Origin of the sequence: Bacillus sp. FSL W8-0102, assembly GCF_038007225.1 — a bacterium.
Taxonomy (GTDB): domain Bacteria; phylum Bacillota; class Bacilli; order Bacillales; family DSM-4216; genus Bacillus_O; species Bacillus_O smithii.
Genome location: NZ_JBBOWT010000001.1, coordinates 160883 through 185571 on the forward strand (window position 1 = coordinate 160883; position 24689 = coordinate 185571).

The 24689-nt window shown below is 43.8% G+C and carries 20 protein-coding genes, 10 tRNA genes and 3 rRNA genes; 30 read left to right on the forward strand and 3 right to left on the reverse strand.

Annotation, left to right across the window (positions count from 1 at the left end; all coding sequences use genetic code 11):
- The first annotated feature begins 343 nt into the window (after nucleotides 1–343).
- From N1I87_RS00845 to N1I87_RS00885, 9 genes are all read left to right on the forward strand, one after another.
- A complete protein-coding gene (locus N1I87_RS00845) occupies nucleotides 344–1186 on the forward strand; it encodes an energy-coupling factor ABC transporter ATP-binding protein (RefSeq protein ID WP_327797719.1) in 843 nt (280 codons plus the stop codon).
- Nucleotides 1162–2031 (forward strand): energy-coupling factor ABC transporter ATP-binding protein, encoded by an 870-nt coding sequence (locus N1I87_RS00850; protein WP_341100215.1) that lies wholly within the window; start codon nucleotides 1162–1164, stop codon nucleotides 2029–2031. Before N1I87_RS00845 ends, N1I87_RS00850 begins: the two co-directional genes overlap by 25 nt.
- Nucleotides 2028–2825, forward strand: a complete 798-nt coding sequence (locus tag N1I87_RS00855; RefSeq protein WP_341100216.1) for an energy-coupling factor transporter transmembrane component T family protein — start codon at nucleotides 2028–2030, stop codon at nucleotides 2823–2825. The genes N1I87_RS00850 and N1I87_RS00855 overlap by 4 nt, the downstream gene beginning before the upstream one ends.
- Nucleotides 2826–2839: 14 nt before the next feature.
- Nucleotides 2840–3583, forward strand: coding sequence for a tRNA pseudouridine(38-40) synthase TruA (gene truA / locus N1I87_RS00860; RefSeq protein ID WP_270583949.1), 744 nt, complete (start codon nucleotides 2840–2842; stop codon nucleotides 3581–3583).
- Nucleotides 3584–3733: 150 nt separating this feature from the next.
- Nucleotides 3734–4171, forward strand: coding sequence for a 50S ribosomal protein L13 (rplM, locus tag N1I87_RS00865; RefSeq protein WP_341100219.1), 438 nt, complete (start codon nucleotides 3734–3736; stop codon nucleotides 4169–4171).
- A 21-nt stretch (nucleotides 4172–4192) separates the two neighbouring features.
- Complete coding sequence (rpsI, locus tag N1I87_RS00870; protein WP_003354745.1) at nucleotides 4193–4585, forward strand: 30S ribosomal protein S9; 393 nt, start codon at nucleotides 4193–4195, stop codon at nucleotides 4583–4585.
- A gap of 168 nt (nucleotides 4586–4753) precedes the next feature.
- A complete protein-coding gene (locus N1I87_RS00875) occupies nucleotides 4754–5200 on the forward strand; it encodes a DUF2521 family protein (RefSeq protein ID WP_270584597.1) in 447 nt (148 codons plus the stop codon).
- A gap of 93 nt (nucleotides 5201–5293) precedes the next feature.
- Nucleotides 5294–5989 carry an N-acetylmuramoyl-L-alanine amidase CwlD gene (gene cwlD, locus N1I87_RS00880; protein ID WP_341100220.1) on the forward strand — a complete coding sequence of 232 codons (696 nt, stop codon included), beginning with the start codon at nucleotides 5294–5296 and terminating at the stop codon, nucleotides 5987–5989.
- Between the two features lie 209 nt (nucleotides 5990–6198).
- The gene (locus N1I87_RS00885) at nucleotides 6199–7260 is read left to right on the forward strand and encodes an Mrp/NBP35 family ATP-binding protein (RefSeq protein ID WP_327825024.1); all 1062 of its coding nucleotides are present in this window, start codon (nucleotides 6199–6201) and stop codon (nucleotides 7258–7260) included.
- A 36-nt stretch (nucleotides 7261–7296) separates the two neighbouring features.
- On the opposite strand, the gene gerD is transcribed toward N1I87_RS00885, so the two are convergent.
- On the reverse strand, nucleotides 7297–7893 hold the full coding sequence (gene gerD / locus N1I87_RS00890; protein WP_003354738.1) for a spore germination lipoprotein GerD: 597 nt from the start codon (nucleotides 7891–7893) through the stop codon (nucleotides 7297–7299).
- 146 nt (nucleotides 7894–8039) lie between these two features.
- On the opposite strand from gerD, the gene N1I87_RS00895 reads away from it, so the two are divergent.
- Complete coding sequence (locus tag N1I87_RS00895) at nucleotides 8040–8717, forward strand: KinB-signaling pathway activation protein (RefSeq protein WP_341100223.1); 678 nt, start codon at nucleotides 8040–8042, stop codon at nucleotides 8715–8717.
- A 296-nt stretch (nucleotides 8718–9013) separates the two neighbouring features.
- On the opposite strand, the gene pdaB is transcribed toward N1I87_RS00895, so the two are convergent.
- Nucleotides 9014–9763, reverse strand: coding sequence for a polysaccharide deacetylase family sporulation protein PdaB (pdaB, locus tag N1I87_RS00900; protein WP_003354736.1), 750 nt, complete (start codon nucleotides 9761–9763; stop codon nucleotides 9014–9016).
- 118 nt (nucleotides 9764–9881) lie between these two features.
- Between pdaB and N1I87_RS00905 the strand changes: the two genes are divergently transcribed.
- The 14 genes from N1I87_RS00905 (at nucleotide 9882) to N1I87_RS00970 (ending at nucleotide 16252) form a co-directional block, all read left to right on the forward strand.
- Nucleotides 9882–10112, forward strand: coding sequence for a hypothetical protein (locus tag N1I87_RS00905; protein ID WP_003354735.1), 231 nt, complete (start codon nucleotides 9882–9884; stop codon nucleotides 10110–10112).
- Nucleotides 10113–10336: 224 nt separating this feature from the next.
- A 16S ribosomal RNA gene (locus N1I87_RS00910) occupies nucleotides 10337–11891 on the forward strand.
- A 259-nt stretch (nucleotides 11892–12150) separates the two neighbouring features.
- A 23S ribosomal RNA gene (locus N1I87_RS00915) occupies nucleotides 12151–15083 on the forward strand.
- 124 nt (nucleotides 15084–15207) lie between these two features.
- A 5S ribosomal RNA gene (gene rrf, locus N1I87_RS00920) occupies nucleotides 15208–15323 on the forward strand.
- The 16S, 23S and 5S rRNA genes sit together here with 10 tRNA genes alongside, the layout of an rRNA operon.
- Before the next feature lie 8 nt (nucleotides 15324–15331).
- Nucleotides 15332–15406: transfer RNA gene (locus tag N1I87_RS00925), tRNA-Asn, on the forward strand.
- A gap of 1 nt (nucleotide 15407) precedes the next feature.
- Nucleotides 15408–15480, forward strand: a tRNA-Thr gene (locus N1I87_RS00930).
- A gap of 16 nt (nucleotides 15481–15496) precedes the next feature.
- Nucleotides 15497–15568 (forward strand) — tRNA-Glu (locus N1I87_RS00935).
- 8 nt (nucleotides 15569–15576) lie between these two features.
- Nucleotides 15577–15652, forward strand: a tRNA-Val gene (locus N1I87_RS00940).
- 11 nt (nucleotides 15653–15663) lie between these two features.
- Nucleotides 15664–15739: transfer RNA gene (locus N1I87_RS00945), tRNA-Thr, on the forward strand.
- A gap of 5 nt (nucleotides 15740–15744) precedes the next feature.
- A tRNA-Tyr gene (locus N1I87_RS00950) sits at nucleotides 15745–15829 on the forward strand.
- A gap of 56 nt (nucleotides 15830–15885) precedes the next feature.
- Nucleotides 15886–15960 (forward strand) — tRNA-Gln (locus N1I87_RS00955).
- A 43-nt stretch (nucleotides 15961–16003) separates the two neighbouring features.
- Nucleotides 16004–16076: transfer RNA gene (locus N1I87_RS00960), tRNA-Lys, on the forward strand.
- A 13-nt stretch (nucleotides 16077–16089) separates the two neighbouring features.
- Nucleotides 16090–16161: transfer RNA gene (locus N1I87_RS00965), tRNA-Gly, on the forward strand.
- An 18-nt stretch (nucleotides 16162–16179) separates the two neighbouring features.
- Nucleotides 16180–16252 (forward strand) — tRNA-Ala (locus tag N1I87_RS00970).
- A gap of 378 nt (nucleotides 16253–16630) precedes the next feature.
- On the opposite strand, the gene N1I87_RS17960 is transcribed toward N1I87_RS00970, so the two are convergent.
- A complete protein-coding gene (locus tag N1I87_RS17960) occupies nucleotides 16631–16792 on the reverse strand; it encodes a Spo0E family sporulation regulatory protein-aspartic acid phosphatase (protein ID WP_445285674.1) in 162 nt (53 codons plus the stop codon).
- Nucleotides 16793–16957: 165 nt separating this feature from the next.
- Here N1I87_RS17960 and sigW point away from each other — a divergent pair, with 165 nt between their 5' ends.
- The 6 genes from sigW to glmS all read left to right on the forward strand — a co-directional run bounded on the left by sigW (nucleotide 16958) and on the right by glmS (nucleotide 24104).
- The gene (gene sigW / locus N1I87_RS00980) at nucleotides 16958–17521 is read left to right on the forward strand and encodes an RNA polymerase sigma factor SigW (RefSeq protein WP_270584141.1); all 564 of its coding nucleotides are present in this window, start codon (nucleotides 16958–16960) and stop codon (nucleotides 17519–17521) included.
- 19 nt (nucleotides 17522–17540) lie between these two features.
- Entirely contained in the window at nucleotides 17541–18143 is a 603-nt protein-coding gene (locus tag N1I87_RS00985; RefSeq protein ID WP_003355049.1) for an anti-sigma factor family protein, read from the forward strand.
- A 141-nt stretch (nucleotides 18144–18284) separates the two neighbouring features.
- A complete protein-coding gene (cdaA, locus tag N1I87_RS00990; RefSeq protein WP_048622394.1) occupies nucleotides 18285–19127 on the forward strand; it encodes a diadenylate cyclase CdaA in 843 nt (280 codons plus the stop codon).
- Complete coding sequence (locus tag N1I87_RS00995) at nucleotides 19120–20439, forward strand: CdaR family protein (protein ID WP_341100229.1); 1320 nt, start codon at nucleotides 19120–19122, stop codon at nucleotides 20437–20439. The genes cdaA and N1I87_RS00995 overlap by 8 nt, the downstream gene beginning before the upstream one ends.
- 40 nt (nucleotides 20440–20479) lie before the next feature.
- Nucleotides 20480–21826: a phosphoglucosamine mutase gene (gene glmM / locus N1I87_RS01000; protein ID WP_270584138.1), complete on the forward strand. Its 1347-nt coding sequence runs from the start codon at nucleotides 20480–20482 to the stop codon at nucleotides 21824–21826.
- 475 nt (nucleotides 21827–22301) lie between these two features.
- Complete coding sequence (gene glmS / locus N1I87_RS01005) at nucleotides 22302–24104, forward strand: glutamine--fructose-6-phosphate transaminase (isomerizing) (RefSeq protein ID WP_341100231.1); 1803 nt, start codon at nucleotides 22302–22304, stop codon at nucleotides 24102–24104.
- The last annotated feature ends 585 nt before the right edge of the window (nucleotides 24105–24689 follow it).

The window sequence follows — 24689 nt, forward strand, 5'->3', positions numbered from 1 at the left end:
ATAATAAGATCTTGCTGCTCTGCGGGCTGCAAAACAACGGTTTGATGGCGGGCTGATCTTCAGAGAAGAGATAATGCTTAGCCTGTTAAAGAAGTACTTAGCAGTGGATGTTTGGTTTATTTTGCAAGATTCATGTTTTTCGCCGGTTGTGCGGCAATCTGAGGACGCTTTTCGTCTCTTTAGAATCGTGTTAAATGAACCAAATATCTACTTGGGGCGCGCCAGCTTTTTATGGCACGTTTTAATGATGTCGATATGTGTCCGACTTTTGCTTCATCGTTTTGTCAAACTGTGGTATAAAGGAAAAGAAAGCAGGGACGGGTTCGTTTAGGGGGGATTCGAATTGAAAAGAGAAATAGTTGTTCAGATTGAGCACGTATTTTTTCGTTATCCTGAACAACCGAGATATGCTCTTGAAGACGTAAGTCTATCGATCGTGAAAGGGGAATGGCTGGCGATCGTCGGCCATAACGGATCCGGGAAATCTACTTTGGCCAAATTACTAAACGGTCTTCATTTTCCTGAAAAAGGGAAAATTGTGGTGGGCGACATTTTGTTAGGGGAAGAAACCGTTTGGGACATTCGCAAAAAAGTGGGGATGGTGTTTCAAAATCCTGACAATCAATTTGTAGGTACAACGGTGGAAGATGATGTCGCGTTCGGTTTAGAAAATAATGGTGTAGATCATGATGAAATGGTCATAAGAGTGCAAGAATCCTTGGAGAAAGTAGGAATGAGCGCTTTTGCCAGACAAGAACCGCATCATCTTTCTGGAGGGCAAAAACAGCGTGTGGCGATTGCCGGCGTTCTGGCGTTAAGACCGGATATTATTCTCCTAGACGAGGCTACATCTATGCTGGATCCCCGTGGCAGAGAAGAAGTTTTGGCTACGGTAAGAGAATTGAAGGAGGATCGCAATCTAACCGTTGTGTCGATTACACATGACTTGGAAGAAGCGGCAAAAGCGGATCGCGTGATCATTTTAAATAAGGGAAAGGTTTATAAAGAGGGAACTCCTGAGGAAATTTTTCAAATGGACGAAGAGCTGATAGCGCTCGGTCTTGATATCCCCTTTTCGGTCAGAATGAGCAAAGAGCTACGTTCACGGGGACTTCATATTCCCCAAAATCATTTGACAGAAGATGAGTTGGTGAATGATTTATGGACATTAAACTTCAACATGTAGAATATCGATATTCGGCCGGAACTCCATTTGAACGTTTTGCGCTCAAGGATGTTTCATTCGATATACCGGAAGGGACATTTCTTGCTGTCATCGGCCATACCGGTTCCGGGAAATCAACTCTTTTGCAGCATTTAAATGCTCTTTTGCAACCGACAAGCGGGCAAGTGAAAATAGGAGAGCGAGTGGTTGAGGCAGGCAGAAAAAATAAGAATTTAAAACCGATAAGGCAAAAAGTAGGGATTGTCTTTCAATTTCCGGAACACCAATTGTTTGAGGAAACCGTTGAAAAAGATATTTGTTACGGACCGATCAATTTTGGGGTGCCGGAAGAAGAGGCGAAACGGCGAGCACGTCTGGCAGCTAAGAAAGTAGGGCTGCCGGAGGATGTACTGCAGAAATCTCCATTTGACCTGTCAGGCGGCCAAATGAGAAGAGTGGCGATTGCTGGCGTACTGGCGATGGAACCGGAAGTGCTCGTTCTTGATGAACCGACCGCCGGTTTGGATCCGCGGGGAAGGCGGGAAATCATGGATCTCTTTTACAAGCTTCACCAAGAGAAAAAAATGACAACCATTTTAGTCACCCACAGTATGGAAGATGCTGCCTTATATGCTGATGAAATCGTCATTATGCATCAAGGAAAACTGGCCAGAAAAGGAAAGCCAGAAGAGATCTTTTCTTCCCCCGAGGAATTGTTTGGCTTAGGATTAAACGTGCCTGATGTTGTGAAGTTTCAATGCATGTTTGAAAAAAAATCAGGAATCCGTTTAGGAAAAACGTGTTTATCCGTTCAAGAATTAGCTGATGAGTTGGAGCGGTTGTACAAGCGGGGTGGTCAGCCATGATGGAAAAGATGATTTTTGGACGCTATGTACCGGGAGATTCCATTGTACATAGGCTGGATCCGCGCTCAAAACTTGTCTTTGTGATTGCTTTTGTGTGTATTGTGTTTTTGGCCAATAATATGGCGACCTATGGCATTTTAACCGCATTTACGGTTTTCCTTATCTTTTTGTCCCGCATTCCGTTTCGTTTTTTGCTGGCGGGGTTGAAGCCGATTTTATGGTTGATCTTGTTTACGTTTTTACTTCAACTCTTTTTTACAAGAGAAGGGCCTCTCGTTTTTCAGCTGGGATTTATCAAATTTTATCAAGTGGGAATCCAGCAGGGAGTTTTTATCTCGTTGCGCTTTTTCATTCTGGTGTTGGTCACATCTTTATTGACGCTGACGACGACACCGATTTCGATTACGGACGGGCTGGAAAGCCTTCTTGGACCGTTTAAAAAAATCAAGCTTCCTGTCCACGAACTGGCGTTGATGATCTCGATAGCACTGCGGTTCATCCCTACTCTTATGGATGAGACAGAAAAAATTATGAAGGCGCAGACGGCTAGAGGAACTGATTTTTCCGGAGGGCCGCTTAAAGAAAGGATCAGAGCGGTTGTACCGCTATTAATTCCGCTGTTTGTCAGTTCTTTTAAACGTGCGGAAGATCTTGCCGTGGCCATGGAGGCGCGAGGCTATAAAGGCGGAGAAGGACGTACCAAATATCGTCTGTTGACTTGGGAACTTCGCGATACTTTTGTTCTTGTGATCATCGTTATTTTTGCTGTGGTGCTATGGCTATTAAGAAGCTAGATGGAGTGTCCTATATGGTTAGAATGAAATGTGTGATTTCGTATGATGGTTCAGGCTTTGCCGGTTATCAAATTCAACCGGCTAAAAGAACGGTCCAATCGGAAATAGAATCAGCATTAAAGGTCCTACATAAAGGAGAAGCAGTAAAAGTGACAGCATCGGGTCGGACCGATGCTGGCGTTCACGCTCGTGGCCAAGTGATCCATTTTGATACGTCCCTTCCGATTCCGGAAACAAAGTGGGTGCAAGTGTTAAATAGCATTTTTCCTGAAGATATTGCAGCCATTCAAGTAGAAGCGGTCGACGATGCCTTTCATGCCCGCTTTTCTGCAACGGGCAAAGAATACCGTTACCGACTGTATACCACTCCCCACCGCGATCCTTTGAAGAGGTTTTATGCCTATCATTTCCCTTATTCATTAAATATAGAGGCGATGGAAGAGGCAGCTCGTTATTTAACGGGAACGCACGATTTTACGAGCTTCTGTTCAGCCAAGACGGAGGTCAAGGATAAAGTACGAACCATCCGCAAAATAGCGATTGTCCAAGAAGGGGAGGAGATTGTTTTTCAGCTGGTCGGAAACGGTTTTTTGTACAATATGGTCAGGATTATCGTCGGCACTCTTTTGGAATGTGGGACAGGAAAACGATCTCCAGGAGAAATCCCTGAAATCTTAGAAGCGAAGGACAGATCGAAAGCCGGGAAAACCGTTCCGCCAGAGGGATTGTATTTATGGAACGTATTCTATGACAACTAATCCAGGCGTAACATTTTCTTGACATTGCTTTTAGAAACCTTTATCATAGATACGGTATGTTATTTAGCCCCACGATAAGCCCCGGAAACTTATTCGTGTTTTTAAATAAATCATATGAAACGACTTTGATTATATGGGAGGGTAAAAAACATGCGTACGACGTATATGGCGAAAGCAAATGAAATCGAACGTAAATGGTACGTTGTAGACGCCGAAGGCCAAACTTTGGGACGTCTTGCAAGTGAAGTAGCATCTATTTTGCGCGGTAAGCATAAACCAACTTACACACCGAATGTTGATACTGGTGACCACGTAATTATTGTTAATGCGGAAAAAATTGAATTAACTGGAAAAAAATTAACGGACAAAATTTATTATCGCCACTCTCAACATCCAGGCGGATTAAAAGCTCGTACAGCTTTAGAAATGCGGACGAACTATCCTGAGAAAATGCTTGAATTAGCCGTTAAAGGAATGCTTCCAAAAGGCTCCCTTGGACGTCAAATGTTTAAAAAATTGCATGTCTATGCTGGTCCGGAACATCCACATCAAGCGCAAAAACCGGAAAATTATGAACTTCGCGGATAATTGAAAGAGGAGGGTATTAATTTGGCACAAGTTCAATATTACGGAACAGGTCGTCGTAAAAGCTCAGTTGCTCGCGTTCGTTTAGTTCCTGGCGATGGACGTATCGTCATTAACGGCCGCGATGTTGAAAATTATATTCCATTCGCAGCTTTACGTGAAGTGATTAAACAACCTTTAGTGATTACAGAAACGCTTGGAAATTATGATGTATTAGTAAACGTAAAAGGCGGCGGTTATACTGGTCAAGCAGGCGCTATTCGCCACGGAATCGCTCGTGCGCTGCTTCAAGCTGATCCGGAATATCGTCAACCACTAAAACGTGCAGGACTCTTGACTCGCGATGCACGCATGAAAGAACGTAAAAAATACGGTCTTAAAGGTGCGCGCCGTGCGCCGCAATTCTCAAAACGTTAATTGTACGTATCAAAGGCTCTCAACCTTCATGGTTGGGGGTCTTTTTTATTTAGAAGAAATTATATTCACTCTAGATGGCAGTAAAGATTCTCCCTTCTACGCCAAGGGAACAAGCATCGTATAGTTTCTTTTTTTTGTCGAAAAATAGGACAAAGGAGGATTCTATCGATGACTGTTATTACTTCCTTTACAGAACGATTGCGAAAAAAGGAAATTCAACTTGAACGAAGTCTGTTAAAGGAACTTTCTATCCAAAATTTGCAAAACAGCATTCGAATGTACTTTGGCACGATCCATCTTTTTGGAAATGTTTTGATGGATCCGGGATTTGAGGATGCTTGTTTTGATGTGGGGATCGAATCCTACTTATTAGGAGGAAAGTACAGCAAATTTGGATTTTATGGTGAAGACACCAATGTGGTGAAAAATAGGTGTCAGCAGGAAATCGAGTATTTGACGGATACGTTATATCATTTTTGGCTGTATTGGTGGAAAATCGGCGTGGCTGATAACATCGATGAATCCACTTTCTACAATTGCAGCCAGTTTGTTGATTACTGGTGGAATGAAGGGTACTCCCAAGGAAAGAAACGGTTAAAACTACGGCTTCATTAACTCGGTCATAAGAAAATAGCTTTCGGATTGTTCTAAAATCCCCCCTTGTCCCATATGTTGAAAAGTAGAGAGAACAAGGAGGGGACGCGCTCTATGCACCGGAGATTAAAGTGGGGAGTTTATATATTAGGCTGTGTGCTCATTTTTTTACTAATCCAGTTTAAATTTTTAGAAAACCACTCATGGAAACCTTGGAATTTGCCGTTATCGGGAAAAATCATTTATTTGGATCCTGGGCATGGCGGTCCTGACGGCGGCGCTACAAAAGACGGTACGCAGGAAAAAGACATTGCTTTAAATGTAGCCAAAAAGGTGAGAGATTATTTACAACAGCAGGGAGCGCTCGTCGTGCTGACACGGGAAAAGGATAAGGACTTAGCAAACCAAGATACGAGCGGACTAAGCCGACGCAAAACAGAAGATTTGAAAAAAAGACTGGATCTCATTAATAAATCGGATGCCGACCTTTTTATAAGCATTCATTTAAATTCTATCCCTTCCCCGCATTGGAGAGGAGCCCAGACGTTTTTTTCCCCGCATTATAAAGAAAATCAAAAAGTCGCAAAATTAATCCAAGACGAACTAGTTTTAAACTTGGAAAACACCAATCGTTTAGCGAAAGCCATTGACCATGTATATATTTTAAGATATGCGAAAAAGCCAGGAGCTTTAGTGGAAATCGGCTTTTTATCCAATCAAGAAGAAAGAGAACAATTAAAAACGGATGACTATCAGGAAAAGGTGGCAGCGTCCATTTATAAAGGAGTTTTAAGATATTTTACCGAATAGCCGGAGGGAGGAGAATCCAATGGCTTTTTATTTTGACCTTTTGCTTTCCGCCTAGAGAATCATAAAGTCAGGGCGGCGATAATTGTGGATGGCGGAGAGTACATTAACGTAAACGGCCATACGGGAAGATAGACATAGTAGCGAAGTTTTATGGATTGTCTGAATATATGCTATACTATTGAAAAGGAATGAAAAGGAAGGTGTAGAGCATGATTAGCGAACAAGAAGTTCGGGAGTTACTAAAAAAGGTACAAGATCCATTTTTACATAAAACGTTGGAAGAGACCAATGGAATTATGGAAGTCAAAATAAAAGAAGAAAAGAAACATGTAAGTGTGAAGGTGGCTATTTCCAAAACGGGAACCTCTGAGCAATTACAGCTTCAAATGGAAATTGTCAATCTCTTGAAAAATGCCGGGGCAGAAACGGTTGGGATTCGCTTTGCGGAACTACCGAAAGAAGTGCTGGAAAAATTCAAAGGACAAGCAGGGGATTCCGGACATGATTTGCTTTCTCCTGCCAGTAAAACGGAGTTTATTGCCATCGCGAGCGGTAAAGGGGGAGTAGGAAAGTCCACGGTATCGGTTAATTTAGCCGTTGCGCTGGCCCGCCTCGGCAAAAAGGTCGGACTTGTTGACGCCGATATTTATGGATTTAGTGTTCCGGATATGATGGGGATCACTCATCGCCCGCTCGTCAAAGGCAATAAGATTATACCTGTGGAACGATTTGGGGTCAAAGTCATTTCAATGGGATTCTTTGTAGAGGATAATGCGCCTGTCATTTGGCGGGGGCCGATGCTTGGGAAAATGCTCAACAACTTCTTTAAAGAAGTGGAGTGGGGAGAATTGGATTATTTGATTTTGGATTTACCTCCGGGAACAGGAGATGTGGCATTGGATGTTCATACGATGATTCCACACAGTAAAGAAATTATTGTATCGACTCCTCATCCGACAGCAGCCTTTGTAGCGGCCAGAGCGGGAGCAATGGCTTTAAGGACCGAGCATGAAATACTTGGTGTCATTGAGAACATGTCTTACTTTGAAAGTAAAAAAACGGGCGAAAGAGAATATATTTTCGGCAAAGGCGGCGGCGAAAAGCTGGCTGAAGAATTGCAAACCGATCTTTTTGGCCAAATTCCGCTTCAACAGCCTGACTGGAATGAAGCAGATTTTGCTCCGTCAGTCTATTCAGAAGATCATCCGATCGGAAAAATTTACATGGATATTGCAAAGAAAGTGGATCAAAAACTGGTCAGCCAAAATTAAGCAAGAAAAGCCGGCAACTTTAGAGCCGGCTTTTTTCTATGGACTAAATTTTTGGCCGCCGCTCGTTGTTTGGTTTTGCTGATCGTTTTTGCCGTTGAGCTGATCATTAGCCTCTTTCACCAGTAAATCCGCTACTTTCTTTTTATATAAAGGGCTCTCAAACGTCTCGAGCATGATTTTTTGAAGGTGCTGTCTGAAATCTTTGCTTTTTAAAAGCTTCATGACTTCTTGTTCATAGGACGGATCTTTTAAAATATCCAACATCATCGTTTGGTACTCAGGGTCTTTCATTAAACTTTTTAATAACTTTTCGTTTTCTGTTTTTACGCCATTCGCAAAAGAATTTGAAAAGTTAGGGTCTTGAAATGACTTTTCCCAAAATTTTTTGCCTTTTTCCGATGTTAGTGTTTGTTCGATCGTTTTTGTGATTTCCGGTTGCTCCATTACTAAATTTTTATTCAAATCTTTATCCTTCAATACCTCTTTTATGGCTTTTTTGCCGTCATCGGTTTTCAATATGTCAATGACCATTCTTTTCGTCTCATCATAATTCATGCGGCTGCTAATTTGTTCATCGCCAGAACAGGCCGTTAATAAAAAAAATACGAGAAGAAGAGGCCGTAAAATTCTCATGAAAAAAAGCTCCTTTCTAAGAACTTTCTTATCGTTAGGATAATCTAAGGGCCAAAATTTATTCTTTGGGAAGGATTTATCAACTGGATTTTTTGCTCCTCTGTTGGTAAAATCAATACAATACTGGAAAAATGGGGGAACTCGGTGTGACGATTCGAAATTGGGTTCGTTTTTTTATACATACGCTGTTTATTGGGGGAATAACGGCCGGAATAATGGGGTTTATAATTCGTTGGGATGAGTTTTCTCCCTTGTTTCAAAAAGGGGATGTTCTTAACATTTTCTCGGTATTTATATGGCTTGTCGGTGTAGGATTCACGTTTAGTGTTATCAGCCAAATGGGGTATTTTGCCTATTTGACCATTCATCAATTCGGACTGCGCATGTTTCGTTCCAATTCTCTTTGGAATGCTGTTCAAATGATTTTAGTGGCGTTTGTATTGTTTGATTTGGTGTATTTTCGCTTTCAAGCTTTTGCGGATAAAGGAGAATCACTTATCCCTTATTTTGGATTGGCGGCTTTTTTATTGTCCTTTGCGATTGTGGTCGCTTGGATCAAAACAAAACAATCCAATAAAAATATGTTTGCTTCTGCTCTCTTTTTTATGGTAGTAGCCACTGTTCTGGAATGGCTGCCAGTTTTAACGGTGAATGAAAAAAGCTGGCTGTATTTAATGCTGTTTGCTCTCCTGTTCTGCAATGCTTACCAGCTTCTTATGCTGCCTAAATACATTGAGAGATCCCAAGAAGAGATCTCCCGAAAAAAGAAGGCTATCGTCTATCCGCCAAATGAAAAAAATCACCCTGCCGCAAAAGGAAAATAGTGAATTTTCTTAAAATGAAAAGAACGAGCGGATGTTTACTGTATGGACTCTTTTGTTCGTAGTACCGATAAAAAGGAATGGCTTCCTTTTGGATGAAGGAAGCCAAACCTGTAGTTTACCCGCAAATGCCATATGTATATTCGGAGCTTTTTCCAATGCTCCCGCTAATTTTTAAAGTCTAATGAATGCTGTTCATGTTTTTTCCTCTTTCTCTTTTCAGCGGTTCTGTTTATTCTCCTGATTTATTTCTATTATCTTCCGATTTCAGGCAGTTTGTTGAAGGTGCTAATGAAGAATTAAGGGATTAATGTAGTATCGACATTGCCGTTTGCAATCATTTCCGAAATGGTCACAAATTTTCCTTTATGCTGAAGTGTCTTGAGGATCAAAGGCAAAGCTTTTTTGGTTTGTTTAGCGGAATCGGAAGCATGAAGCAAAATGATATCACCGTTTTTCGCCTTTGAAACATTTTTGACAATATGATCTACTCCGGGATTTTTCCAATCTTCAGAGTTAACGCTCCAATGAACAATCGTGAATCCGAATTGATCGGCTGTTTTAATCACTCTCTTGTCGAAGTGGCCGGTCGGTGTACGGAATAAATGAACATTTTTCAACTGAAGTTTTTTAAAAGTTTCTTTCGTTTTTAAAAATTCCTTTTTCAATTCTTCATCTTCCAAAGCGGTATAATCTTTGTAACTGTAACCTAACATTCCAATTTCGTATCCATGATCGGCTATTTTTTTGACTAAATCGGGATGTCTTTCTGCCCAAGAACCCGAAAGAAAAAAAGTGGCCGCCTTCACTTTGTTTTTAATTAAGGCGTTGATAATCGGCTCTGCTCTTTCATCTCCCCAGCCGATATCAAACGTTAAAGCAATTCCTTTTTCACCTCTGTAGATTGCTTGAGGACCTTCTTTTCCCGCCAAAACAGGAATATGGAGTATATTTTGAGTAAACAATAATAATGCAGTAAAAAATGAAATAATAACAATCAATAATGTTTGTTTCACTCTTTTATCCTTTATCACATACCAAAAATTCATTTTCGGCCCTCCATTAGACAAGTCTTTGCTTCTATTTGTATGACGGCCTTGCAAACGTTAGAACCAGTTCCCGGATTTTTCGCAGCGCATGAGACACTTATCAAAAGGAGTGACCTACATGATCGGAATACTAATAAATGAAAAGGAAAAAGAAGAGATCTATTATTTGTTGAAAAGGGAAATGGACGAAATTCTGTTTGATCTTAATGATCACAGAATTGATCATGTTGTGAAAAGGGCGATGAAGGAGAGGTATAACATTTTATTCAATTTATTTAAGAGAGTTGCGAGTCATCATGAATGTATGAAATATTTACGAGTAGGAAAAAGAACCAAAAGCAGAGAATAAATTTTTTTGAAAAAAGATGTTGACACTCCATCATTATGCTGATATAGTATTACTTGTCCTTGATGGACAGCATTAAACAAGAAAAAGTTATTGACATTCCTTTAGCGGGATGTTATACTAGAAAAGTCGCTTGTTAAAAACAGGCGGCGGACATGGATCCTTGAAAACTGAACAAAACGAAGCGTAAACCAATGTTTCGATAGAAACAAGCCAAGTCAAATTTCTTTTTGGAGAGTTTGATCCTGGCTCAGGACGAACGCTGGCGGCGTGCCTAATACATGCAAGTCGAGCGGACTTTCAAGAAGCTTGCTTTTTGAAAGTTAGCGGCGGACGGGTGAGTAACACGTGGGCAACCTGCCTGCAAGACAGGGATAACTCCGGGAAACCGGGGCTAATACCGGATAATATCTTCCTTCGCATGAAGGAAGGTTGAAAGGCGGCGCAAGCTGCCGCTTGCAGATGGGCCCGCGGCGCATTAGCTAGTTGGTGAGGTAACGGCTCACCAAGGCGACGATGCGTAGCCGACCTGAGAGGGTGATCGGCCACACTGGGACTGAGACACGGCCCAGACTCCTACGGGAGGCAGCAGTAGGGAATCTTCCGCAATGGACGAAAGTCTGACGGAGCAACGCCGCGTGAGCGAAGAAGGTCTTCGGATCGTAAAGCTCTGTTGTCAGGGAAGAACAAGTACCGTTCGAACAGGGCGGTACCTTGACGGTACCTGACCAGAAAGCCACGGCTAACTACGTGCCAGCAGCCGCGGTAATACGTAGGTGGCAAGCGTTGTCCGGAATTATTGGGCGTAAAGCGCGCGCAGGCGGTCTCTTAAGTCTGATGTGAAAGCCCACGGCTCAACCGTGGAGGGTCATTGGAAACTGGGAGACTTGAGTGCAGAAGAGGAGAGCGGAATTCCACGTGTAGCGGTGAAATGCGTAGAGATGTGGAGGAACACCAGTGGCGAAGGCGGCTCTCTGGTCTGTAACTGACGCTGAGGCGCGAAAGCGTGGGGAGCGAACAGGATTAGATACCCTGGTAGTCCACGCCGTAAACGATGAGTGCTAAGTGTTAGAGGGCTTCCACCCTTTAGTGCTGCAGCTAACGCATTAAGCACTCCGCCTGGGGAGTACGGCCGCAAGGCTGAAACTCAAAGGAATTGACGGGGGCCCGCACAAGCGGTGGAGCATGTGGTTTAATTCGAAGCAACGCGAAGAACCTTACCAGGTCTTGACATCCTTCGCTACCTCTAGAGATAGAGGGTTCCCCTTCGGGGGACGGAGTGACAGGTGGTGCATGGTTGTCGTCAGCTCGTGTCGTGAGATGTTGGGTTAAGTCCCGCAACGAGCGCAACCCTTGACCTTAGTTGCCAGCATTCAGTTGGGCACTCTAAGGTGACTGCCGGTGACAAACCGGAGGAAGGTGGGGATGACGTCAAATCATCATGCCCCTTATGACCTGGGCTACACACGTGCTACAATGGATGGTACAAAGGGTCGCGAAACCGCGAGGTGGAGCCAATCCCAAAAAACCATTCTCAGTTCGGATTGCAGGCTGCAACTCGCCTGCATGAAGCCGGAATCGCTAGTAATCGCGGATCAGCATGCCGCGGTGAATACGTTCCCGGGCCTTGTACACACCGCCCGTCACACCACGAGAGTTTGCAACACCCGAAGTCGGTGAGGTAACCCTTACGGGAGCCAGCCGCCGAAGGTGGGGCAGATGATTGGGGTGAAGTCGTAACAAGGTAGCCGTATCGGAAGGTGCGGCTGGATCACCTCCTTTCTAAGGAAGAAGAAAAGCAGAGGCGACTGTTCAGGTGCGACAAGCACAAGACAGCTTGCGAGGAGGTAGTATTTCAACCACCGCAGCAAGATGGATTGTGACCTCGAGCACCTAGGAGCCGGAGCTGGACAGATATGAATGAGCGCTTTCGTTTTGTTCAGTTTTGAAGGATTTCATCCTTCCAAGTTGTTCCTTGAAAACTAGATAGAAGAAAGAAGCAGCATAAACCGAGTATCGCCATCTAGGATAAAACCAACATGGTTAAGTTAGAAAGGGCGCACGGTGGATGCCTTGGCACTAGGAGCCGATGAAGGACGGGACTAACTCCGAAAAGCTCCGGGGAGCTGTACGTAAGCGTTGATCCGGAGATTTCCGAATGGGGAAACCCGCTGCCCGTAATGGGGCAGCATCCTTGCCTGAATCCATAGGGTAAGGAAGGCAACCCGGGGAACTGAAACATCTAAGTACCCGGAGGAAGAGAAAGCAACAGCGATTCCCTGAGTAGCGGCGAGCGAAACGGGAACAGCCCAAACCAGAAGGCTTGCCTTCTGGGGTTGTAGGACACCAATTGTGGAGTCACAAAGGAACGAGGTAGACGAAGAGGTCTGGAAAGGCCCGTCAGAGAAGGTAACAACCCTGTAGTCGAAACTTCGTTCCCTCCCTGGTGGATCCTGAGTACGGCGGGACACGAGGAATCCCGTCGGAAGCTGGGAGGACCATCTCCCAAGGCTAAATACTCCCTAGTGACCGATAGTGAACCAGTACCGTGAGGGAAAGGTGAAAAGCACCCCGGGAGGGGAGTGAAAGAGAACCTGAAACCGTGTGCCTACAAGTAGTCAGAGCCCGTTTACGGGTGATGGCGTGCCTTTTGTAGAATGAACCGGCGAGTTGCGATCTCATGCGAGGTTAAGTCGAAAAGACGGAGCCGCAGCGAAAGCGAGTCTGAACAGGGCGCATGAGTATGGGGTCGCAGACCCGAAACCAGGTGATCTACCCATGTCCAGGGTGAAGGTGAGGTAACACTTACTGGAGGCCCGAACCCACGCACGTTGAAAAGTGCGGGGATGAGGTGTGGGTAGGGGTGAAATTCCAATCGAACTTGGAGATAGCTGGTTCTCTCCGAAATAGCTTTAGGGCTAGCCTCAAGGGAAGAGTCTTGGAGGTAGAGCACTGTTTGGACTAGGGGCCCTCATCGGGTTACCGAATTCAGACAAACTCCGAATGCCAGTGACTTATCCTTGGGAGTCAGACTGCGAGTGATAAGATCCGTGGTCAAAAGGGAAACAGCCCAGACCGCCAGCTAAGGTCCCAAAGTATACGTTAAGTGGAAAAGGATGTGGAATTGCTTAGACAACCAGGATGTTGGCTTAGAAGCAGCCACCATTTAAAGAGTGCGTAATAGCTCACTGGTCGAGTGATTCTGCGCCGAAAATGTACCGGGGCTAAACGTATCACCGAAGCTGCGGGTGGACACCTTCGGGTGTCCGCGGTAGGAGAGCGTTCTAAGGGCAGAGAAGCCAGACCGGAAGGACTGGTGGAGCGCTTAGAAGTGAGAATGCCGGTATGAGTAGCGAAAGAAGGGTGAGAATCCCTTCCACCGAATGCCTAAGGTTTCCTGAGGAAGGCTCGTCCTCTCAGGGTTAGTCGGGACCTAAGCCGAGGCCGACAGGCGTAGGCGATGGACAACAGGTTGATATTCCTGTACCACCTCTTTTCCGTTTGAGCGATGGGGGGACGCAGGAGGATAGGGTAAGCGCACGGTTGGATGTGCGTCCAAGCAGTGAGAGGGGTAGCGAGGCAAATCCCGTTGCCACTAACCTCAAGCTGTGACGGCGAGGGAAATATAGTACCGAAGTTCCTGATTCCACACTGCCAAGAAAAGCCTCTAGCGAGGAAAAAGGTGCCCGTACCGCAAACCGACACAGGTAGGCGAGGAGAGAATCCTAAGGTGTGCGAGAGAACTCTCGTTAAGGAACTCGGCAAAATGACCCCGTAACTTCGGGAGAAGGGGTGCTTTTTGGGGTGCATAGCCCCGAGAAGCCGCAGTGAATAGGCCCAGGCGACTGTTTAGCAAAAACACAGGTCTCTGCGAAGCCGTAAGGCGAAGTATAGGGGCTGACGCCTGCCCGGTGCTGGAAGGTTAAGGGGAGCGCTTAAAGCTTTGCTTGAAGGTGCGAACCGAAGCCCCAGTAAACGGCGGCCGTAACTATAACGGTCCTAAGGTAGCGAAATTCCTTGTCAGGTAAGTTCTGACCCGCACGAAAGGCGTAACGATCTGGGCACTGTCTCAACGAGAGACTCGGTGAAATTATAGTACCTGTGAAGATGCAGGTTACCCGCGACAGGACGGAAAGACCCCGTGGAGCTTTACTGCAGCCTGATATTGAATTTTGGTACAGCTTGTACAGGATAGGTAGGAGCCTGAGAGACATGAGCGCCAGCTTGTGTGGAGGCGCCGGTGGGATACTACCCTGGCTGTACTGAAATTCTAACCCGCACCCCTGATCGGGGTGGGAGACAGTGTCAGGTGGGCAGTTTGACTGGGGCGGTCGCCTCCTAAAAGGTAACGGAGGCGCCCAAAGGTTCCCTCAGAATGGTTGGAAATCATTCGCAGAGTGCAAAGGCAGAAGGGAGCTTGACTGCGAGACCTACAAGTCGAGCAGGGACGAAAGTCGGGCTTAGTGATCCGGTGGTTCCGTATGGAAGGGCCATCGCTCAACGGATAAAAGCTACCCCGGGGATAACAGGCTTATCTCCCCCAAGAGTCCACATCGACGGGGAGGTTTGGCACCTCGATGTCGGCTCATCGCATCCTGGGGCTGTAGTCGGTCCCAAGGGTTGGGCTGTTCGCCCATTAAAGCGGTACGCGAGCTGGGTTCAGAACGTCGTGAGACAGTTCGGTCCCTATCCGTCGCGGGCGCAGGAAATTTGAGAGGAGCTGTCCTTAGTACGAGAGGACCGGGATGGACGCACCGCTGGTGTACCAGTTGTCTCGCCAGAGGCATCGCTGGGTAGCTATGTGCGGAAGGGATAAGTGCTGAAAGCATCTAAGCATGAAGCCCCCCTCAAGATGAGATTTCCCATTTCTTCGGAAAGTAAGATCCCTGAAAGATGATCAGGTAGATAGGTCCGAGGTGGAAGCGTGGTGACACGTGGAGCTGACGGATACTAATCGATCGAGGACTTAACCAAATGAAAGGGCGAGATCGGTGAAACTGCTTCTTCTATCTAGTTTTGAAGGAATAATTTTTTCCTAAATATCCATTTTTTATTGCAATCTGCATAATTTATGTTATAATATTACCTGTCTTGATCGTCTGGTGACAATGGCGAAGAGGTCACACCCGTTCCCATACCGAACACGGAAGTTAAGCTCTTCAGCGCCGATGGTAGTGAGGGGATTCCCCTTGCGAGAGTAGGACGTTGCCAGGCGATATCGTTCCGCAGTAGCTCAGTGGTAGAGCAATCGGCTGTTAACCGATCGGTCGTAGGTTCGAATCCTACCTGCGGAGCCATGCTTCCATAGCTCAGCAGGTAGAGCACTTCCATGGTAAGGAAGAGGTCACCGGTTCGAGCCCGGTTGGAAGCTTTTCTGTGATTTTTTTGGCCCGTTGGTCAAGTGGTTAAGACACCGCCCTTTCACGGCGGTAACACGGGTTCGAATCCCGTACGGGTCATCCTCAATGGAGGTTTAGCTCAGCTGGGAGAGCACTTGCCTTACAAGCAAGGGGTCGGCGGTTCGATCCCGTCAACCTCCACCATACTTAAACAAGCCGGCTTAGCTCAATTGGTAGAGCAACTGACTTGTAATCAGTAGGTTGTGGGTTCAAGTCCTACAGCCGGCACCAGTAGCGGAGGGGTAGCGAAGTGGCTAAACGCGGCGGACTGTAAATCCGCTCCCTCAGGGTTCGGCGGTTCGAATCCGTCCCCCTCCACCATTTAATTTTGAATAGTTTTTGTATCGTTGGATATCCTAATAATGTTCATTCATCATTGGGCTATAGCCAAGCGGTAAGGCAACGGACTTTGACTCCGTCATGCGCTGGTTCGAATCCAGCTAGCCCAGCCATTATTGTTGATCCTTTTGAAGGATTTTTTTATTGTTTTTTGATGAGCCATTAGCTCAGTAGGTAGAGCATCTGACTTTTAATCAGAGGGTCGGAGGTTCGAATCCTCCATGGCTCATTTTTTTGTATTTGCGGAAGTAGTTTAGTGGTAGAACACCACCTTCCCAAGGTGGGGGTCGCGGGTTCGAGTCCCGTCTTCCGCTCTATTTGCCGGAAGATATGGGGCCTTAGCTCAGCTGGGAGAGTGCCTGCATCGCACGCAGGAGGTCAGCGGTTCGATCCCGCTAGGCTCCATTTTCAGTTCAGATAGGAAGCTTACGTTTTTTGCCTTAAACCGTTAGGTTTGAGGCTTTTTCTATTTGGATTAGCTCTAGATACATTATCATTTGATTCTTAATTTAAGTAGGAAGAAAATGTTTCTAATTTTAAGACAAAATAATGATATTCTCGATTTTAATCTAATAGACTTTCGTTTGGACGAACTTTCGCATTGCGGATGTTGTTTACAAACAAAATTGTTCGAAGAGTGGGAAAGATTCTGCTGTACTTGAAATTCAAAAAATCTCTTCCAAATATAAAGCGGCCATAGCAGCGGTTGCATTTATGTCCATTTCATAGGGGCGAATATTTATACATTAGGACAGCAACCTCCTGCATACGAGGTTGCTGCGTTTATTTTGGACATTGAGATTCATACAGATTCAAAAGCTGATCCAGCTTTACACTTAATGCAAGCACTTCATCATTTGCAAAAGAAGTTTTCATTGCCTGGGAAATCATTTCAACTCGGCAGTTTTCAATTTGAAGAAGCAAGTCATGTTCTGTTTTTGACATTGTCTATCACCGCTTTTGCTGATTTTTATTATTATCATATCCGTTTTCAAAAATGTGCAAACTTGATTAGGTCAATATTTGTTATGATGGAAGAGAAGATTTTTGAAACTTTCTTTTTCGTTGATTCGTATTTATATATTGCCGCTGGAGCGGGGGTACAAGTGAATGGATGTTTTTATTAGAAAAAAAATAAGGCAAGTGCTTAAGGGCGATCAGAACGCATTTGGAGAGATTGTGGAAATTTATAAAGATAAAGTGTATCAGCTTTGTTATCGGATGCTGGGAAATCGGCATGAGGCAGAAGATGTAGCACAAGAAGCGTTTTTACGTGCTTATCTCAACATTCGACGGTATGATGAAAATCGAAAATTTTCAACCTGGCTGTATCGAATTACGACCAATCTTTGCATTGATCGAATAAGAAAGAAAAAACCGGACTACCATTTAGATGCAGATATAGAAGGATCTGAAAATTTAACGCTGTATTCGCAAATTGCTTCATCCAGCCACCTGCCGGAGCAAGAAGTAGAACATATGGAATTACAAGAGTCGATTCAGCAAGCGATTTTAAAGCTTCCTGAAAAATACAGAGCGGTCATAATATTAAAATACATGGAAGAATTATCTGTCGAAGAAATCGCAGGAATATTAGATATGCCGGTTGGGACGGTAAAAACAAGATTACATAGGGGCCGAGAAGCTCTTCGAAAACATTTGCGCAAATTATAGCGAGGGGATGAGCTACAAGATGAACGCAGACTGCCAAAAAGAAATAACGCGCTATATGCATGAGTATTTAGATGGTGAACTGCCAAAAGAACAAGTTGTCAAACTAAGGGAACATTTGGAGCAATGCCAAGATTGTCATCAGCATTTTCAAGAATTGAAACAGTCTATTATGTTTGTGAGGGGTCTTTCCAATAGCGTGAAAGCTCCTGAGCATTTTACCGAAAATGTTTTATCTCTGTTGCCAAAAGAAAAAAGAACGATAAAACTGCAGAGATGGTTCCATCTCCATCCATTTTTGACTGCTTGCGCTATATTTTTTGTGTTTATGATGGGGTCGTTTGTCGCTTTATGGGAGCAAGATCAACAGTTTTCATTTACGAAGCAGCCCAATCTTGTTGTGAAAGGAAATACGGTCATTGTTCCAAAAGGGAAAACAGTGAAGGGAGATCTTGTTGTTCGGAACGGAGACATCCGAATTGAGGGAGAAGTGGATGGGGATGTTACGGTCATTAATGGTGAAAAATATATGGCGTCTGCCGGAAAAGTGACCGGGAATATACAAGAGATTCATCAGATGTTTGAATGGCTTTGGTTTCATATGAAAGAATTGGTAGCGCAGTGAAAGGCATCTTAAGCTCTTAAAATAATTCCAATCTTGTCCCATTGTTTGATTTAAGTTCGATGTCTGAAGTATGATATAATAAATTCATTGGAAAGAGGCCCCTATACGGCTATTTTTCATTACATTATTGGAGGATGTAATATGCCGTTTTTAAGGAATTTTGATAATTTTTCAATACTGGATTATTTATCCAATATTATAGATATTTTGCTTGTTTGGTTTGTCATTTACAAAATCCTGACCCTTATACGTGGAACAAAAGCTGTTCAGCTGCTGAAAGGAATTTTCGTCATCATCATTGTTCGAGGTTTCAGCGGCGTCCTTGGTTTTCATACTTTAAGTTGGATGATGGAACAGGCTTTGACATGGGGTTTTTTAGCCGTCATCATCATTTTTCAACCGGAACTCAGGCGAGCGCTGGAACAGCTGGGGCGGGGAAGATTCTTTTCGCGCCGCAGTTTAGCACAAGAAGATGAAGAGCAAATGCATCTCATTGAATCCATGGCCAAAGCGGTGAACTATATGGCTAAGCGTAGAATTGGCGCGCTCATTTCCATAGAAAGGGAAACGGGGATGACCGATTATATTGAAACGGGGATCCCTTTAAATTCTAAAGTATCCTCCGAATTATTGATTAACATTTTTATCCCTAATACACCACTACATGACGGGGCGGTCATTATCCAAAAAAATCAAATTGCAGCTGCTGCTTGTTACCTGCCGTTGTCTGAAAGTCCCTTTATCTCTAAAGAGTTAGGAACTAGACACAGGGCTGCCCTCGGTATCAGCGAAGTGACCGATAGTTTAACCATCGTGGTATCAGAGGAGACAGGCTCCGTTTCAGTCACGAAAAATGGAGAGCTGCATCGAGATCTATCTGCAGAAGACTTCCAACAACTTTTGGAAAAAGAACTGCTCCTGGGAAAATCGAAACATGGATCCTCGACTCTGTGGAGCTGGAGGGGAAAACGAAAAAATGGATAGATGGATTGAAAGCCCTTGGGTATTGAGAATTTTAGCGCTGTTTTTGGCAATATTATTATATATGTCTGTTAACGTGGAAGAAGTGGATTTGAAGAAAAAAACGGAAAATGTTCCTAACGATAATGTTGCGACGATAGAAGATGTGCCGGTGGATGTATATTACGATTCGGATAATCTTGTGGTATCCGGAGTCCCACAAACAGTAAGCGTAACGATCGAGGGTCCAAAAAGCATTGTACAGTCCACAAAAGCGCTGAAAGATTTTAAAGTGTATGTGGATCTATCCAATCTAGGGGTAGGGACTCATGATGTTCCCATAAAATATGACAATATATCGAATCAATTAAAAGTGAAAATTGAACCTGCTTATGCAGAGGTTTCCATTCAGGAAAAAGTGACAAAAGAATTTAAAGTGGGAGCGGAAATCAGCGATGGCATGCTGGGGAACGGCTACCAAGTGGATAGTTTGTCCGTCAGTCCTAAAACAGTGGAAATCACCGGGGCTAAAGACGTAATTAATCAAATTGCGTATGTGAAAGCAACCCTTGACAGCGATGAGCTGATCGATGGTGAATTTACAGGAAAAGCAAGGGTGCGTGTACTGGACAACGAGTTGAATAAATTGGATGTAGCTGTCGATCCCGAGACGGTGGAAGTAACAGTAAAAGTCAAAAATCCAAATAAAAAAGTGCCTGTGTCTGTAAAAGAAATAGGGAATCCTCCGGAAGGCGTGAGCATTAAGGATATTGACATAGATCCAAAAGAAGTAACCGTCTACGGCAAAGAATCGGCATTGGATAAATTAAATAATGTGGAAATCAATATAGATTTAAGTAAAATAAAAAGGGATACGGTAAAAGAGGTTCCAATTCATTTGAAAGAAGGCTTGAATTATGTTTCGCCTCAAAAAGTAAAAGTTGTCGTTTCAGTGGATAAAAGAACCAAGCCAAAAGAGGACGAGAACGGAACTGCTGAGATTACGCCTGATGACAATCAAACTCAAACAAACGACACAAATTCACCGAATTCCGTCATAACGAAAACGATTGCTGATATCCCGATCGAAACTCGAGGGTTAAGCGATGATTACGTTCTTGATTCGATGTCTCCCTCAACTGTAAATGCGGAGGTGACCGGGGAAGAGAGCGTCGTCGACAAATTGAGCAAAGACGATTTTTCCCTGTACATAGATCTTTCCGGTTTGACAGAGGGGGAACATCAGCTAAAGATTGAAGGAGACGGACCCAACAATACAGATTGGAAACTATCGGATGATCAAGTAAACGTTCAATTATCGGTAAAAAAACGTTAGTATACCTGGATGGATAGTTTATAAAGGAGCGATGAAGATAATGGGAAAATACTTCGGTACGGATGGAGTTAGAGGGGTGGCTAATTCGGAGTTGACGCCTGAGTTAGCTTTCAAATTAGGGCGTTTTGGCGGCTATGTGCTCACGAAAAACGCGAAACGACCTAAAGTATTAATTGGGCGAGACACTCGTATTTCCGGCCACATGCTGGAAGGAGCGCTCGTAGCAGGTCTGTTATCGATTGGAGCGGAAGTGATGCGTTTAGGTGTTATCTCCACTCCGGGTGTTGCTTTCTTGACAAAAGTAATGGGAGCTCAAGCGGGTGTCATGATTTCCGCTTCTCATAATCCGGTGGCTGATAATGGCATCAAATTTTTTGGTCCGGACGGATTTAAACTTTCTGATGAAGAGGAATTGGAAATTGAAAAGCTTTTAGATGCGAATGAAGACAATCTTCCTCGCCCGATTGGAAAAGAACTTGGACAAGTAACGGATTATTTTGAAGGCGTGCAAAAATATATTCAGTATTTAAAACAGACTGTGGATGAAGATTTTGAAGGAATACATATTGCGTTGGATTGTGCTCACGGCGCAACCTCCTCGCTGGCCACTCATTTGTTTGCGGATCTTGAAGCCGATCTGTCGACAATGGGTGCGTCTCCAAACGGATTAAATATCAATGACGGAGTAGGGTCTACTCATCCGGAAGCGCTGGCGCAATTCGTAAAAGAAAAAGGCGCGGATGTAGGTTTGGCCTTTGACGGTGACGGCGATCGTCTTATTGCAGTGGATGAGAACGGCCAAATCGTCGATGGCGATCAAATCATGTACATCTGTGCAAAGTATTTACAACAAGAAGGCCGTTTAAAGCAGTCGACCGTTGTGTCAACCGTTATGAGCAACCTTGGGTTCCATAAAGGACTGGAAGAGTTAGGAATCAAGAGTGTGCAGACGGCTGTCGGCGACCGCTACGTTGTGGAAGAAATGAAGAAAAACAACTACAACCTAGGGGGCGAACAGTCGGGACATATCATTTTCCTTGATTATAATACAACGGGCGATGGCCTTTTGACCGGGCTGCAGCTGGTGAACATTATGAAATTAACCAAAAAACCGTTATCCGAGTTAGCTGCAGAAATGAAAAAATTTCCTCAAAAACTTGTAAACGTCCGTGTTACCGATAAACATAAAGTGTTGGAAAATGAAAAGGTGAAAAAAGCGATTCAAGAAGCGGAAGAAGAAATGAAAGGAAATGGCCGTATCCTTGTCCGGCCGTCGGGAACGGAACCTCTTGTCAGAGTGATGGCGGAAGCTCCTACAGAAGAAGAATGTAATCGCTATGTTGAAAAGATCGTCAATGTGGTAAAAGAAGAAATGGGGTTAGATTAATTTAATATATAGATATATGATATGCATAAGGAAACATTTTGATTCCTTATGCATATTTTTTATAAAGAATGTGTATTTCTTCGTAATCTTTGATGTTTTTAGTTGACGAAATCCAAAAAAATAGTGTATGATTAACGTGTTTTGAATAAGTTTCCAAAAAGGAAAGGGGGATCAAGGTTTAGCACGTTGATTTGATAATAATAGCGCCCGAACTAAGCCCAGAGCGGAGAAAACAGGCTTAGTTGACGAGGAGGAGGTTTATCGAGTTTTCGGCGGATGCCTCCCGGTTGAACGCACAGCCGTGAATTCTCTTCTTAAAACATCAGGGCGACCTGGTGGACAAAGGAAGGGAAATGCGATTTCAAGATAGCAGTCGGATGTACTGACGAATGTTGATAAAATTGAAAACGGAGATAAGGGGGCAGAAACGCCCCCGCGATTTCTTGCCCCCTTGTCTAAAGGGAGGAAGAACACCATGTGCGGAATTGTTGGTTATATTGGTAATCAAGATGCGAAAGAAATTTTGTTAAAAGGTCTAGAAAAACTTGAATATAGAGGCTATGATTCTGCTGGAATTGCTGTGAATAATGGCGAAGGCGTTCATGTGTTCAAAGAAAAAGGCCGTATTGCCGATCTGCGCAACAGTGTGGATAATAGTGTGAAAGCGAATATCGGAATTGGGCACACTCGCTGGGCTACACACGGAGTGCCAAGCAAAAGGAACGCCCATCCACATCAAAGTGCTTCAGGCCGTTTTACGATCGTTCATAACGGTGTAATCGAAAATTATGAAGAATTGAAACAACAATATTTGCAAGATGTTCCTTTGCAAAGCGATACGGATACGGAAGTCGTTGTTCAATTAATTGAACTGTTCGTCAACGAAGGAATGGAAGTCGAAGAAGCCATTAGAAAAACATTGAAACAAATTAAAGGTTCCTATGCAATTGCAGTGTTGGATGAACAAAATGGGGATACGATTTTTGTGGCGAAAAATAAAAGCCCGCTTCTTGTCGGCATCGGCGAATCCTTTAATGTAGTCGCTTCTGATGCGATGGCAATGCTTCAAGTAACGAATCAATTTAAAGAATTGATGGACCAAGAAATGGTCATTGTAACAAAAGATCGTGCAGTGATCAAAAATCTTGATGGAGAAATAATCGAACGCGCTCCATTTACAGCTGAACTTGATGCAAGCGACATTGAAAAAGGTACTTACCCTCATTATATGTTGAAAGAAATTGACGAACAGCCGCTAGTTATCCGCAAATTGATTCAAGCTTACCAAAACGAAAACGGAGAATTAGAAATTGATCCTAAAATCGTAGAAGCCTTGAATCAATCGGACCGTCTCTATATTATAGCGGCCGGTACGAGCTACCATGCTGGTCTTGTTGGAAAACAGTTGATTGAAAAAATGGCAAAAATTCCTGTGGAAGTTCATGTTGCCAGCGAATTTAGCTACAATATGCCGCTTTTATCTGAAAAACCGATGTTTATTTTCATTTCCCAAAGCGGTGAAACAGCAGACAGCCGTGCCGTTTTAGTTGAAACGAAAAAATTGGGCTATCCGGCGTTGACGATTACCAACGTACCGGGTTCGACATTGTCACGGGAAGCTGATTATACATTGCTTCTCCATGCCGGTCCGGAAATCGCCGTAGCATCGACAAAAGCGTACACAGCACAAATTGCTGTACTTGCTATCTTGGCGAACGTAACAGCGAAAGCACGCAATATTGCAGTTGATTTTGATCTAGTGAAAGAGCTGGGAATCGCAGCCAATGCAATGGAAATTCTTTGCGATGCCAAAGATGAAATGGAACGAATCGCTCGGGAATATTTGGCAACTACACGCAATTGCTTCTTTATCGGCCGTTCTATCGACTATTTTGTCTGCTTGGAAGGTGCCTTAAAGTTAAAAGAAATTTCTTATATCCAAGCAGAAGGTTTTGCCGGCGGTGAACTGAAGCACGGTACGATTGCCTTAATTGAGGAAGGAACGCCTGTTATCGCACTGGCTACACAAGAAAACGTGAACTTAAGTATACGCGGAAATGTCAAGGAAGTAGTTGCTCGCGGCGCTAACCCTTGCGTGATTTCCATGAAAGGACTGGAAATGGAATCAGACCGTTTCGTCATTCCGCAAATTCACGACTTGTTAACACCTCTTATCTCTGTTGTTCCGTTACAGCTTATTGCTTACTACGCAGCTCTGCATCGCGACTGCGATGTCGATAAACCGCGCAACCTGGCAAAAAGCGTAACGGTGGAATAAAATAAGTTTTGTTCGTTGTGACCTAGTGTCTAGAAAAATTGGAACCTGAAATAAAATAACGTTTCGAAACCGAAGGTATTCTACCTTCGGTTTTTTATGTCCGAAAAAGAGCAAGGAAAAGCCCGAATAAGCACCTGAAAACAAGTATAGCAAGGCATAAAGAGGATTAATTGGAAAGTGGAGAAGGAGGAAAAGAAAGACCTGAATTCCTTGACCTTTTTCCTAATGAGGAACATAGTTAAATTCAGTGCAAATTCTTTATACCAATGAGGAAAAAGCGGGTACGATTTTAGTAATGTCATGCCTCTAACGTTTTAACGAAAGAGGCTATATTTTTTAGGAGAAAGGTCTAAATCGAATATAGAAAAGTTTTTTAATTCGCTGTCAAGATGAGTAAGTAGATAATTTGTTAGAAAGGATAGCGTTAATACGAGAAGTTATTAGGATGATAATGGAAAATTGTAGTAACATGTACAGGATGAACTTATTATTTGGTTAAGATTTTTACTGCGAAATAAATGGCTAAAAAGAAAGTAAAAGAATATTCTATTGTCCCACCAAAATAAAAAGGGAAGCTATCCAACT